12 protein-coding genes are annotated in these 13592 nt (G+C 59.1%); 2 read left to right on the top strand and 10 right to left on the bottom strand.

Annotation, left to right across the window (positions count from 1 at the left end):
- The 8 genes from ACERK3_11490 to ACERK3_11455 all read right to left on the bottom strand — a co-directional run bounded on the left by ACERK3_11490 (nucleotide 1) and on the right by ACERK3_11455 (nucleotide 9607).
- A complete protein-coding gene (locus ACERK3_11490; GenBank protein MFA9478914.1) occupies nucleotides 1–1380 on the bottom strand; it encodes a glycosyltransferase family 87 protein in 1380 nt (459 codons plus the stop codon).
- A 37-nt stretch (nucleotides 1381–1417) separates the two neighbouring features.
- Nucleotides 1418–2176 carry an SDR family oxidoreductase gene (locus ACERK3_11485; GenBank protein MFA9478913.1) on the bottom strand — a complete coding sequence of 253 codons (759 nt, stop codon included), beginning with the start codon at nucleotides 2174–2176 and terminating at the stop codon, nucleotides 1418–1420.
- Nucleotides 2173–3549: an FAD-binding protein gene (locus ACERK3_11480; protein MFA9478912.1), complete on the bottom strand. Its 1377-nt coding sequence runs from the start codon at nucleotides 3547–3549 to the stop codon at nucleotides 2173–2175. Before ACERK3_11480 ends, ACERK3_11485 begins: the two co-directional genes overlap by 4 nt.
- Nucleotides 3550–3619: 70 nt before the next feature.
- A complete protein-coding gene (locus ACERK3_11475) occupies nucleotides 3620–4978 on the bottom strand; it encodes a hypothetical protein (GenBank protein ID MFA9478911.1) in 1359 nt (452 codons plus the stop codon).
- Nucleotides 4947–6200 (bottom strand): O-antigen ligase family protein, encoded by a 1254-nt coding sequence (locus ACERK3_11470; protein MFA9478910.1) that lies wholly within the window; start codon nucleotides 6198–6200, stop codon nucleotides 4947–4949. Before ACERK3_11470 ends, ACERK3_11475 begins: the two co-directional genes overlap by 32 nt.
- Before the next feature lie 63 nt (nucleotides 6201–6263).
- On the bottom strand, nucleotides 6264–7253 hold the full coding sequence (locus ACERK3_11465; GenBank protein ID MFA9478909.1) for a GNAT family N-acetyltransferase: 990 nt from the start codon (nucleotides 7251–7253) through the stop codon (nucleotides 6264–6266).
- Between the two features lie 69 nt (nucleotides 7254–7322).
- Nucleotides 7323–8006, bottom strand: coding sequence for a polysaccharide deacetylase family protein (locus ACERK3_11460; protein MFA9478908.1), 684 nt, complete (start codon nucleotides 8004–8006; stop codon nucleotides 7323–7325).
- 296 nt (nucleotides 8007–8302) lie between these two features.
- Nucleotides 8303–9607 (bottom strand): lipopolysaccharide biosynthesis protein, encoded by a 1305-nt coding sequence (locus ACERK3_11455; GenBank protein ID MFA9478907.1) that lies wholly within the window; start codon nucleotides 9605–9607, stop codon nucleotides 8303–8305.
- Nucleotides 9608–10304: 697 nt separating this feature from the next.
- On the opposite strand from ACERK3_11455, the gene ACERK3_11450 reads away from it, so the two are divergent.
- Both ACERK3_11450 and ACERK3_11445 read left to right on the top strand, forming a co-directional pair.
- On the top strand, nucleotides 10305–10769 hold the full coding sequence (locus tag ACERK3_11450; protein ID MFA9478906.1) for a LamG-like jellyroll fold domain-containing protein: 465 nt from the start codon (nucleotides 10305–10307) through the stop codon (nucleotides 10767–10769).
- The gene (locus ACERK3_11445; protein MFA9478905.1) at nucleotides 10738–10977 is read left to right on the top strand and encodes a hypothetical protein; all 240 of its coding nucleotides are present in this window, start codon (nucleotides 10738–10740) and stop codon (nucleotides 10975–10977) included. The genes ACERK3_11450 and ACERK3_11445 overlap by 32 nt, the downstream gene beginning before the upstream one ends.
- Before the next feature lie 457 nt (nucleotides 10978–11434).
- On the opposite strand, the gene ACERK3_11440 is transcribed toward ACERK3_11445, so the two are convergent.
- On the bottom strand, nucleotides 11435–12607 hold the full coding sequence (locus ACERK3_11440; GenBank protein ID MFA9478904.1) for a sugar-transfer associated ATP-grasp domain-containing protein: 1173 nt from the start codon (nucleotides 12605–12607) through the stop codon (nucleotides 11435–11437).
- Nucleotides 12608–12790: 183 nt separating this feature from the next.
- On the bottom strand, nucleotides 12791–13567 hold the full coding sequence (locus ACERK3_11435; protein MFA9478903.1) for a type II secretion system protein: 777 nt from the start codon (nucleotides 13565–13567) through the stop codon (nucleotides 12791–12793).
- Nucleotides 13568–13592 lie beyond the last annotated feature (25 nt).

The following is a 13592-nucleotide window of genomic DNA, read 5'->3' as shown; positions in this document are numbered from 1 at the left end:
TCATTTTGCCTTACCTCCATCGACCGAAACCACCGTTGCCGACTGCCGTGCAGGTAACCCATTCTGGGCGGGCAACGGCATTACGTCCGATCCCAACCGGCGAGGTGGCCAGCGCCACGCCAGAGCCATCAACCCCAGCAAGAGCAGCAGTGCGTAAATCTGATGAGGCAAAACAACAGGCCACCACCACGCGAGCGAGTCGGCCACATCCTCGGCTCGGCCCGCCATCCACCGCAGCAAAATGGCCGGGCCTGGCACGACAAACACCGACAGACATGCCAGGCACGTCACCGCCAGGCGTCGATGCATCGGCCACCACAACAGCACCGCCACAAACGGCAGCAGCAGCAGCGTCGCCGAGTAAGTCCGGTTGTAGAATACGAGCAGGCAGGCGACCGAGATCATCGCATACTGGGCCAATCGCGAACCGACGGCATCCCCATCCCGTCGCGCCATCGACGCAGCGAGTACCACCGCCGTCAGTCCCAGCATACCCGTCAACATCGTCACGGCCGTCCGGCTGGACAGCAGCGGATAAATCAGCGGCGCCAGGTTGATCATGATGAAGCGCCGCAGGCTGTCCACCGTGTAATCGCCGTAGCCGACACCGGGATGCTCTGCCGGCTCCGCGTGCAGGAACATCACCATGTTGCCGCGCCAGCCCGCCAGCCAGTCAACGTCCGCCAACTCCATTCGCACCACCGCCAGTCCCGTCAGCGCCAGTCCCACGCCCGCGGCGACGATGCACGCCCGCCATCGACCGCTGAACAGATAATAAAGCCCGAATAGCACCACCATCTGCGGCTTCAATGCACCCGCCAACGCCAACCACAACCCCATCCACCCCTCACGTCCGCGATGATGCGCTTCGAGCATCAACACCACCAGCAACAGAACCAGCAAGCTCAGTTGCCCCTGCGAAATGGTCGTGTGCACCGGCGCCATCACGAGCACGCCCAGCACCAGCCATCGCTGCATCGCCGGCCGAGCCCATACGCCCGAAACTACCGCCAAGCGCCACACCGCCAACCCCAGCGCCGCCATGTTGATCGCCACAAACAGCAGCTTCACCACCGGGTACGGCAACGCCCCCAACCACGCGAATAGCGGAAACTGAAATGGCGGGTTCACATTCATCAACACCGTCTGCTCATCACCACCCGCCTCGGCATACACCCGTACCAGCTCGGCGACGTTATACGGGTCGAGCCCGTGCAGCCACGCCCGCGCCGCGCTGTAAAACGTCGGCAGGTCGACGCTGATTTCCATCGCCCGCCATGGCCCCCGCCAGATGAAATACAGCCCCCCCGCCAGCAACAGGCACCAGAACAGCAACGCCCTCTGCCTTGACGTCCGATCTGTCGTTGTATTCACGTCCATGTACCACCATTCTATCGGTATCCTCACCGCCATCGGCTCACAACGACAAACGCTTGAAGATGGGCTCAGGAATACCGCGGATCACCGCCATGATCGGCCGCCAGAACCAAGGCGTATACAGCACATTCCGCCGACGCCGCATCGCCCGGACAATGTCCCCCGCCACGCGGTGCGGAGAGGCCACCGGCCCGGCAACCTTCAAACCCCACGTCATCGGCGTGTCCACAATGCCCGGCTTGACTGTCAACACATGCACCCCCGTCTTGGCCAGCCGCGCCCGCAACCCTTGAAGGTAGGCCGATAAAGCCGCCTTCGTCGAGCCGTATAGATAATTGCTCGGCCGACCACGATCGCCCGCCACCGACGACAAAGCAACGAGCATCCCTCCACGACGTTGAACAAACCACACGGCGAACGCCTCCAGCAGCGACACATATGACGTGTAATTCACATCAACCATCCGCCGCATCAGTGCGGGGTCGCGCTGGGCTTCGGCCTGATCGACCAGCAAGCCGTGACATATCACCACCGCTGTCAATCGATTCTCGCACGCGGCGGTTGCCTGCTTCATGAACCCATGATGCTCGCCAAATGCCAGCGCATCAAACTCCAGCGTCGCCGTGCGAACATCGAACCTCAAACGCAGGTCCGCGGCGACAGCGTTCAATTCGACATGATCGCGTCCCGCCAGCAACAGGTCGCTCCCCTGCTGCGCCAGCCGCTCGGCCAGCGCACGGGCAATGCCCGAGGTTGCCCCGATCAACAACACCGGTTCATGCCAAGCACGCTCACTCATGACCCAACCTCCACCAGCCCGAGCCGACGCGCCTGCGACGAAGCGAGTCGGCGCTGCGGATCGAGCCGACGGCAAATCGACTTGAAGGTGTCAAGACGAGGATACATGCGTTCAAAATGCTCACGCTTCAGGCAGGCGTCCTTTGCCAAGTAGACTCGGCCGCCGCGTTCGACAACGTACGCGTCGAGTTCGTGCATCAGCGCTAACACTTCATCGCCACGGTTGGGCAAATCGATCGCCAGTGTGTAGCCGGCCACGGGAAAGCTCAGCAGGCCGCCGCTCTCGGGGCCGAACCGCTTGAGCACAGCCAGAAAGCTTGCGCGACGTGACGCTGTCAGTCGTTCCATCACATGCCGCACCGCCGCGCCACCCTCGTCGCCCTCCGGCACTACAAACTGGTACTGGTAGAAGCCGCGTCGGCCATAGAGCCGATGCCAGTTGCCCACGCCATCCAGCGGGTAGAAGTACGCGTCGTAATCGAGCAGTCGTTCACCGGACCGGTGCTTGCGATAGTAGCGTGCGTTGAACGCGGCGACCGTGTAACGGTTGAGCACGAAACCGGGCAGATCGCATGGCACGCTCGGCTTGAAGCGAACGGGCACATCGAACGGCCGCTCCCGCCTGACAGCGGGCAGGTCGTCCGCTTCCGCGTGCTCGCCGCGCATCAGTACACCCCGTCCGAGTTTCGCGCCGCGCGCCAGCCCGTCGATCCACGCGACGGAATAACTGTGCTGTGCATCATCCGCGAAAGCAGCAAGCAGGTCGTCGAGGTTGCCCGCCTGCTCGAATCGGACATTCAGGTATGCGGAAGCGACGCGCTTCAACCGCAATCGAACCGTGAGTAACACGCCGGTGAGTCCCATACCGCCGAGGGTGGCGAAAAAGACTTCCGCATTTTCGTCGCGTGAACACGCGAGGGTTTCGCCGGCTGCGGTGAGAAGCGTGACCTGATCCACGCAATTCGCAAACGATCCATCGCGGTGGTGATTCTTGCCATGCACATCGCAGGCGATTGCCCCGCCGACGGTGACATGCTTCGTGCCTGGCGTCACGGCCGGGAACCAGCCGCGGGGCAGAAAGGTGTCGATGATCCGTTTCAGACTGACGCCCGCTTCACATTCGAGCGTGCCGGTGTCGGCATCGAAGGCCAGCAGGCGATCCAGCGGTGTCATGTCGATCACACCCCGGCCTTCGTTGAGCATCGAGTCGCCGTAGCTGCGCCCCAGTCCCCGCGCGATCCAGTCCGATTGGATGCCATGCTCGATCAATGTGGCAACATCGGCACGTCGGGCCGGCCGGTAAACATGACATACCTGCCGAGGCACGTTGTTTCTCCCGGCGAGTTGCATGTCAGTGTGGGCGGGACCAGTCATACAAGCATGCTACCGATTCCGCCTCATGAGGTCGATTAACTCACCTCGTAGCGGTCGCGTGCGGGACCGATCAGTCACCACTGCGAGTAAAACGAAATCCCTTAACCTGCAACGGATTTAATGTGACCGAAAAACGGCCGAGCGAAACCTCGAACGTATTCTTGCCAAACAGTTCGTGAACGTGAACCGGCTCGGCGGGCAACCCGGCGAGTTCCACGGTGATCGGTTCCTCGGTCGAATTCACCAGAAAGGCATATCGCCGGTCACGGTAAGCCACATCGAGCATGTCGACCGCTGAATACTCAGCTTCGTGATCACGAAAGCGAAAATCGATCGTTCTCGGCCCTTCCACGATGGTGAGCTTAATATCCTTGCGAGGTTCGCCGAAGAGAAACACCGGCCCCAAATCCATCTCGCCTGTAAGCTCGCGCGCGATCTGCGCGTAGGCCTCGTAGTAGGCGGAGTACACTCGACCGCGAAAAGGCAGCCGGTCTTCATCGCCCGCTCGCTCGGCGAACGCGTAAACCGCCACCCCGCGAGCGCCGGCAATCAACGCGGCGTAGAGGTCGTGCCGAACCCAGCGCTGGATCACGGTGGACAGTTGCTCGAGGGTCGTTTTGCCCTGCGGTAGGTACTCGTTGGGATGCCGGAACATCTCGGGCACGGCAATGGGAATGGCGGCAGGGTTTTGCCATTGAATCGCCAGCTTCTGCTGCTCGATGGTCCACCGGCACCAGACGCGTTGGCGCTTCTGGCCGGCGTGGTTCGTGTACATGCCCTTGCCAACAATGTCGAGATGGGCTGCGGTGTGCCCTAAGTCGGTGGCGGAACGATGGTTCGGATCATACATCCAGATAGGACGACGCTGCGGATCGGTGTCGCGAATAGCCTGGGTCGCCCATTTGAGATAGTCCAACTCGTGTTCGCGCCAGTACCGCAGTTCCTCCGGCCGCAGGTACCACCATTCCAATGTGGAGGCACCTTCCCAACCAAGCACCTCCTCGACGCGTTCGCGAACGCGCGCCACCACATCGTCCTGCGAAACGTCGGCGAGTTCATCCTTCGACCAGCCGGCGGTCACATACCCTACCGCACCAATGCCATGCTGCTGAGCCCGCCAGAGTTCCTGCTCTGAGAAGTGGTACATCCCGCCGATCATCGTGAAACCGTCGCGTGCAGCTTGCCGTGCAGTGAGATTGAAACCGGTGAAGGGAAAGCGTCGACCACGGGGGTAGATACGCTCCGGCGGGAGATGAAGATGCTTGTCCTCCGCATTCCGAAAAAAAGTGTCAATCAAAACCGCCGCCGGTGTATCGTCGGTTTGACGTTCGCCCGCCGTACCAACACCGACCAAGCCGAGTACGACTGTGGCGGCCGCGCATGCAACGCGAAGCGGTTCAACGCCAGGCAGGTTTGTTCGCGGCCACATGAGGAGCTCCCGTTTCAACATGGACGGCGCTCAAGGCCGGCGTGTCCCGTGGCACCGGGTCGTAGCGCGGCAGCATGGCAATCATGGCGGTGAGAAAAATACCGCGACTGTCAAACAAGTCGCCGCTGAACTGGGCGAACAGAAAAAACAGCACCAAGGCACCGACCATCCCCGGATCCGGACACCGCCGCAGGCGCCAGAGAAAGTACACCAGCACGAGCATCAATGCCATTGCAAACAGAACCGCGACCGCCCCCCCTTCGGCAAACAGCTCAAGGAAGAAGTTGTGGGGGTATGGCGAACCGATTTCCGCCCGGAAGCCACCAATACCAACGCCGAGTATCGGATTGTCCCGGCCGATATCCACCGCCTGCTCGAACAACAGTTCTCGCCCGCTGGCGTGGCCCCGCTCAAACGTCAGGCTGACCACCCGGCTTTGAAACTGATGGATCGTCCTCTGGCCGATCTCCGTCACGTTGAGCACGAACACCGCCAGAATGCCGCACGACACGAGGACGACGGCTTTCTTGGGCACTGTGGTTCGCAGCAGCAAAAATGCCACGCCGACCGCCATCGCTCCGGCGAGCAATGCGCCACGCGAACCTGACAACACGAGCAACATCATGCCAAGGATCCACACCCCAAACCAGAACCAAACCCACACCCGCCTGCGTTGGCTACCAATGACCATGCAACCCAAACACAACAACGCCATCATCCGTCCGAAGGCATTGGGGCCGCCACCCAATGCGGATAGCCGGGCGGCATGAAGCTGGCCGACCACACTTACCACCGCGAGAAACAGACAAATGGCCACGATCGCAATCCAGAAGCCTTGCCGAAAGCCTTCCGGGTGCAATCGCGGCAGGACAACAGCGACCGCCGTGATCACGATGCAACAGAGGATCAGTTCATATGATTTATAGATTGCGATCTCAGGAACAGGTGCCCACAGCGATGAGGCGATCATGTACAGCAATATCAACTGTACTAGCACACATATCCATACAACAAAGCGCTGGATCACCGGCGGCACCGATCCGCCAGCGCGCAGGCCCATGATTATCAGCGCCACTATGACAATTGCGAACGTCAGGTAAAACCGTGGCTCATACCAGAACGAAACATGCAGGATGCCTTGCAGGCGATAGGGTGACCATCTGCCGACCAGCAGAAACATGGCGATCAAGCCACCAAAACAAAATTCTGCGGTTCGTAGCATTATTGACTCTCTGGTAACGCACTGAGCCAAGCGTGACAAAGGCTCGCCGCTAGGTGACGCAACTTAGTAGGCGTCGGTATCAAGCAGCGAAATGTCCCACAAATCGCCTCGCTTCAGCAGTTCCGGGTAAGCAAACCCGTCCTTGACTTTCACCACAAAGTTTGTGTGTCTCGGTATCGGCATAAAGCCGGCCGCAAGATAGCCTAAGCAGGAAGTGCCCTGCCACGTATAGACCAGATCGTACCCGTTCTGGCTCGCCCACGGAACAACCGCGCGCAACAGTTGCCGCAGCGAGCGGGTATCATCGGCCACGACGTCAACAATCGTGCAGATATTCAGACGCCGCCGTTTCGCGCTGCCTATCACCAGAAAACCGTCAACCCCATCCAACCACACACATCGGTAGCTTCGCCCAATTGCCTGAAAACGCCACGCTTGAACACAATCCGTCCGACTGAAGCGGGCCTTGCGCGGATCGGCCGCCTCGGGATAACACAGCGGTCCATCGATCGGGTTCACGGACGGCGCACGACGTGAAGACCACAGTCGGCCGTAGATAGAGACAAGCGAGCGCGCGATCCGGTTTTTCTCCCGCGCTGCCCGTGTCAGTGGAAAGACGACATGACGCAGCCGCTTCACCGGCGTATAGCCGAATCGCTTCACCAGGATCGGATAGCTTTGCGGCCCCGGAAATGAATATAGCAGGCTCCCCCTTTCGTTGAAGAACTGATCGATGCACGCCTGCGTCATCCTGCTGTACAAACCCTGCCCTTGGAACTGCGGGCGGGTCGCCGCGTCGCTTCCCTGCCCGCAGAGAATCGCTTCGCCGGCATAATACAACACAAAACGAACGAGCGAGCGGTATGCAACAATGCCTTCCGAAGGATGATCCGCCACGGACAGGATCGACCGGCCGCTCGGGTTGTGCTTGTGAAAACCTTCCAGCCATTGCAGGTCGTTGCGCTTGCCGAACGTCTCATTGACCAAAGCGATAATTTGCGGATAATCATCCACAGTTGCCGTTCGAATCACAATATGGCTGCTTGAGGTCATCTTGCTTTCGGTTAAGCTGCCACGTCGCCGAGTGAAAACACGACTCCACCCGCCGTGGCTGCGGTATGTTCAGCCGGAATGCTTCCTTCTGACACGTTCGGCCAAGAGGCATTTAAGCGGGCGCTTTAGGTAGTAGGCAAGCTGCATTTGCCGAGAAACCCTGCCCTGGCGATACGCGTCGATCTCGTCCCCCGTCGTTGTCCAATACACGCAAACCCGGCCATGGAGACCGTGCCGCGTCACCCCTGCGACGGGCTCAGACGAATAGATCGTCTCATACCCGACGTCACGCGCCGCTTCAAGAACCCGCCTGTTGTAGTGCCCACCAACCAGCGACATGGCGGTGACCTCACTACCAATGATGTCTTCTAACCCGCGACGGGAATGCTCGAGCTCATGTTTCAGTTGCGCCGCAGGAAGTGACGCCAGATTCAGGTGGCCGCATCCATGCCCAGCGATGGCGACGCCCCGACCATGCATTTCGCGAAGCTGCGCCGCGGAAAGCCAGTTCGCCGTCCCCACAAAATCAAGCGAAATGAACAGGATCGTCTTCACCCGGTTCACCACCAGCGGGTAGGCATGCTCGTGGATGGAGACGTGGCCATCGTCAAATGTAAAAACCACGTCCTGTCCTTCGCAGCGCCGGACGTGGTCGGCCAACTGATCCACGTGCACCGTGTACTTGTTCCGATGGAACTGGCTTGCAGGTCTAGGATCGGCATTGATCGTGATCGAGTGATACATCAAATTCATCGGATCATCCATAGCGTCATGACAAGCGACGTCTCCCACAGGGCGTTCCGGCACTCGACAGTTTCGCCATACTGAAAGATCGACACCGAGCAGCTTCTCGACTCGGCTCGAGTCTTCTGCAAAGTGGCTACGCATTCGTTGGCGGTCCTCGTCACTCAGTTATACTTTCGCCTTCAGGTTGTCCCGGCACGTGGTACGCCCACACCAACAAAGTTTGGTATCACGAAGCAGACCTCCGCTAAGAAATTTCCATGAATGTTAATCGCTTGCCTCATGCTCCGCCGATGGAGCATGAATCATACCCCGGCACCGCTGGCCGGTTTAATGGGACCAGCGGACGAGGCGACTATGTCCCCGACCGCGGGGGATACCGTGCGGCGCAGCTCATACACGATCACCAGCAAGGTGAACGCCGCCTCAACGAGTTTCGCCAGAATCAACGCCCATATGGCCCCTATTAACCCATGATCGGGAACCAGCCAGAACCCAGTGCCGATCACGGTCAGCAACGACGCAAGTAAGACGAAAGGCTGGACCTTGAACCGGCGCATGGCCGTCATGCCGTAGTGAAGTACCAGCACGACGTAGACCAGCATGCCATAGACCATGGCCCATACAAACTCGCGGCCATAAGCGGCATACTCTGCAGTGAAGACGACAGCCAATAATCGTTGACCGAGGACAGCCGCTACAACGATACCTCCGGCGCCCAGCACCATCGCCACCCCGATCAGTTTCAGCATCATTGTCAGGTACGCGCGTCGATTATCTAGGTAATACCGACTGAGCCGTGGCAGGCTGGACATTATCCCCGCGTGCATGGCGGTGCGTCCCGCTTGGACGAGCGTGAGGATGGCGGCGAAGTAGCCCAAGTGGGCCTCACTCCAAAACGCCGCAATGTAGTAGCGCGGCACGTTCGACGACAGACTCATCAGCAGTGCGGTCACGCCCAAAGGCAGCGCCAGCCATGCCATGGCCAACATCACATCGGCTTTCCAATGCGGGCGAAAGTACTGGCGCGGGAATTCTCCAACATACTCGCGTACCAAGCGTCCGGTCGCGCGCAGGTCCCAGAGCAGAAAGACACCGAGTTTGACCAGTTGCATCGCCAGAACGCCGATCAACACGTTGCCAGTGGCCCAAGTCATGGTGCCCAATGCCACCAGGGCACCGAGGCTGAGGATGATTTTTGATTGGGCGACTTGGTCCATCCGCTCGTGCTTCTGACTGAAGGCCAGGAACACGTCTCGGATCATGATGACCATCTGGCCTAGGCCGACGACCACGATCAGCCAGGCTGTGAGCGTGTCATGGCCACCGGCGACGGCGATACCGACGATCAACGCCATCGCCAGAACGGTCATCGCCAATTGCAGTCCCAGCAGATGTCCGAAGCGGTGCTCCTCGCGAGCGTCGGTTACCTGCACGCTGCGCAGGTTCAGCGAGGAAAACACGGCAATCGGTGTGCAGATCGCCATGGCCAGTGCAAACCGGCCCACATCGGCCGCAGAGGTGAGTTTGGCCAGGATGACGAGACTGAGCCACAGGCTCGCGCCGTAGACGACGTTGCCCGCCAGCGCCCACGCGAAATTTCGCTTCATGCCCAGTCGACGGCCGGCGGGCGCAGGACCTCCGCCTGCCGGGACGGGCGAGGTGTTACCGCCGGCGGTTGCTGTGGACCCGCGCTTTGCCGAATCATTTGCCATAAAACAACTAACAGGATCAAGGGTGCATGTTGCTCGACACCCCCTCATCTTGATCGGCACATATTCGGACGCGCTCAAACCAAAGCCAGGTTTTCTTCCTCCTGCAAGCACCCGGGGTAAGCACAGAGCAGAGCGGAGCGACCCAACGTCAGTGTAATTCCTCGGCACCACCAGACCGACCGGTCGGAACATAGTGCAATTCGATGATGCAACCCCGGAGAGGCGTCCATGTCATGACCATCAGCTTGTCCGCGGTGGTCAGTGTAAGACTTGCACCGCATTGCTCGCCGATTATACCACATGCCCCGCCTCGGGGTTCGTGCCCCCCGATGCGCACGATCGCTCACCGGCAACCGTTGTGCGAGGTCGCTTGCCGGCCATCGGGTGGCCAATCTTCGCTCCGCGTCTCTCGGGAGCGCACCAGCACGACGCAGCAACAGACGTTAGAGCCAATACTGCCGGCACCTTCCAGCCGACGCATCGCACGACCGCGATAAGGAGCGATTAACATGAGCAAGTATGTCGACTTTGAGTTGCCCAATTTTGCTGAGCTGTCCGAGGGGCCACGAACCCAGACGGCTACGCGGCCCGCATGATGGCGCTGAGCCCTCGTGCTTATTGGCGTTCGCTGGCCGCCCTTGACGTGTTACCGGACGTGACCGGTCAGGGACATCATTGCGCGGTGGTCAGTGGCAATGTGACCGGCGTGGCCGGCTCACTGTTCCGGGATGACGACGGGGGGATTCGACTCACCAAGGCGCGGCTCGAAGTGCCCAGTCATCCAAATCTCTCCGGCTTTGATGATTTCACCATGCTGTTCTGGATGCGCATCGACGCCGTACCGACCAGCCTGAGCTACGTTCTTGCCGTGCTTCAGACCACCGAGTTCAGTTGGTTCATCTCGTTCCGAAATAATGGCGTGTTGCGGCTGGCCCTGAGCCTCAACGGCACTTCGCTGACGAACGCGGTTGATATCAACAGCGTGTGGCTCGACGATGGCCAATGGCATTTTTGCGCCTTCCGTCGTGCCGGTCTCGATCGTCAGCGCCTGGCTTGACGGCACGACGGTGGATACAGATACGTTCAGCGGCACACTATTCCCTTCGGCATCGCCATTGACGATCGGCGAACGCGGCGACCCGGGTGTGGCGACATGGACGGGCGGCGACTTGGATGAAATCGCCATCTTCAACACGGCGGTGAGCGACATGGAGCTTCTGGAACTGTTCGATCAAGGGCGAGGCCAATTTCACTTAGCAGGCTGAGAACACTTGGCTTCTCAATCCTGTGTTCAGTGCAACTCCACCGTCGGCAACACTTCGTCGTCAAGATCACCAGTAGCGTATCGCCTTATTTCGACGGCTCCAAGGCGCCGTAGAACTCGCGGTAGTGCGAAAATACGTCAGATGCGTAGCATAAATCCCGTTTTTTCGTCCTATTAATTACTTCGACCAAAATTCCGGCGTGGGAATAGAGCGTGGCGTGAATGTAACGCCGCGCCGGTTCACGGGCAAAAAACAAAGACAGATGATGCTCCAGCGCCCGCTCGACGTCGTACCGAAAGACGGCGAGCCGCGGGGCTGCTTCATCCGAACAACTTTCACGTATGGATGGAGGATGCAATGTGGCCCGACCATCTCAACAGCTTGAAGTAGTCACGATGGGTTATAGATCAAAACGGATACTCCGCGCAGTCAAGCCCACCAGCATCATTTACGGGCTTTACCGCGTCAGTGGTAGCACATCAACCGGTGCGTCATCACGGCTAAATTTATAACCTTTTCTCTCTAGACGCTCAAGACAGATTGAATACAAGTTACTGCCTGCGAAAGGAGCCCCACTCGCACGCTGTATTGACTCAATTGAGGGTGCAAAATTTCCTTCCACCAACACAGGGCCGCGATCGGTAAAAGCGACGTCCCAGCCGACCCAGCCGATGTCGCCAAAAGTTTGATGCGACGCCAGGCAGAGGGCCTTCGCCTGTTCCCAATCAGGCAACTGTGCACCTTCAATTGGTGCGCCGGTTACCGGGTGATGGGTAAAGCGTCCAATCGATGCATCCTTCCCCGCCGCAGTGGACAGCCTACCTGACGTTTCATCGACAACGGTAGCCAAGCCACCCTGCTGGAAGTTATCTGCCACCAAACTCGTTCTCGGCATGCGAAATACGCCAACCACATAAACACAGTCGCCGTCCTTGGTGCACGCCGTCACGATACGGGCGGTACATAAGGCACCATCTCCGAAGACGCGCAGTGATGGGTGATTTACCAGGGATTCCTGTAACAGGTAGGGCCGCTGCTGCGAACACGCAGCCAATGTCTGCCAAACCTGATCGACTGTGCTGTCCTCACCCGCGGCATTGCGGTAGCGGTTGGGCCCGACATTCGCCCACTTGTGTAGGCCCCGACCATAGTTCCCATCTAGCGGCTTCGCAAAAAGGTCGGTCGCAGGCATCTCTGCCGCTGAGCGAATGTGTCCCTCGACCGCTTCACCCTGATCGAAAACCGCCAGCGTTTTTGCGGTAGCCAATCCGTGGGCTTTACAGTGTTCGGCGAACCGGCATTTGTCCCTAAGAATCTGCTGAGCCGTAGCCGTCTCTTCGCCGCTGACCAGAATCGCCAGCGGCGTCACCTCCTGATTGCGCAAGAACTCCGTGGCTAAACGTCGCCTTTCGGGCCGATAGATCTCGTACATGTAGTACACGTGGGGCGGCAACCCCAGCCACAATGCGAGCCACCACTGTTCCAGCCATTGCTTCCAGATCGGTCGGCCGACCAGTCGTTTCGCCCCAGCCCCATGCTGCCGTATCTGCGCGCATGCCCTGACCATCGCGATAACAGGCCAACCGATCGTACCTCCGATGTATCCCATCTTTCGCGATAGTGTCCGCATCTGGCGCCACTTCGCGCCTATGAGAATGCGTCGAATTTGATCTAGCGGACGCCGTGGTCTCGTCAGCAGCACATAGAGTGGGACTGGTGTTCCTTCGAAGTGCATCGAATTCCTTTGTGAATGGCCACAACTGCTTGCTTACTGGGCGGCGTCGTGTTGTCAAAATACGCAAGCGCATCGCGTTCAGTTCTGGCTCCAGTAATGGGCCGCACTTGTACCGTTTCGCGAAAACGTCATGGCCGCATCGCCTTGATTGGTCGCGTCATCACTCACAAAAAGGTGATCTTCGTCATAGACCTTGTTGCCGTAACGCGTTCGCTCGATGACCGCTGACGTCATAAATTCTACCCGATTGTCATTGAAAACAACGCCACCCCGCCAGTCGCCGCTGTCCTTGCTTGTCCAGAGGCTGCTGGCCTGAGTTGTCGCGTTGGCCCCGGTATTTCGATCGGAGAGCACGGCTGCGGAAGAGTTAAAGCTTTCCTGCCATTCCTCGGTCCGCTCGAAAGCAGGCGTAAATGGCGAGGTGCGAAGTGATAACATGGCGTATGAAAGGAAATCCCCGGTGTCTGTGATGCCGACGGGGTTGGCTGCAAGTTCCTCTGACCAAGGCCCAACATCGTTGTCCGCCGGACTATTCGCATATTCACCGGTGAAAAAATTGCCTTGTATTAGGATGAGCAATCGAGTGAGTGGAATTGTACCCGCGTTGCTGGCGTGCGGCACCTCCGACGAGTCGATGATCTCCCCCCGGCTGGTCATACCCGGAAACCATCCGTTATTCTCTTGCGCGAATACCACCATGCCCTGATGGATACCCCGTAGTTGCGTATTGCTCTGAATCCGCCGGGCGGTATTGCGGGCCGCACCAAGTGCGGGCAGCAAGATGCCGATGAGTAGGGCAATGATGGATATCACCACCAGAAGTTCGATTAGTGTAAACCCTTTGACGCGTTTCATGATATTTTTTCCCAATCATATAAAG

This window comes from Phycisphaerales bacterium AB-hyl4, assembly GCA_041821185.1.
Lineage (GTDB): Bacteria > Planctomycetota > Phycisphaerae > Phycisphaerales > Phycisphaeraceae > Natronomicrosphaera > Natronomicrosphaera hydrolytica.
This window is presented reverse-complemented; position numbering and strand designations above follow the sequence as displayed.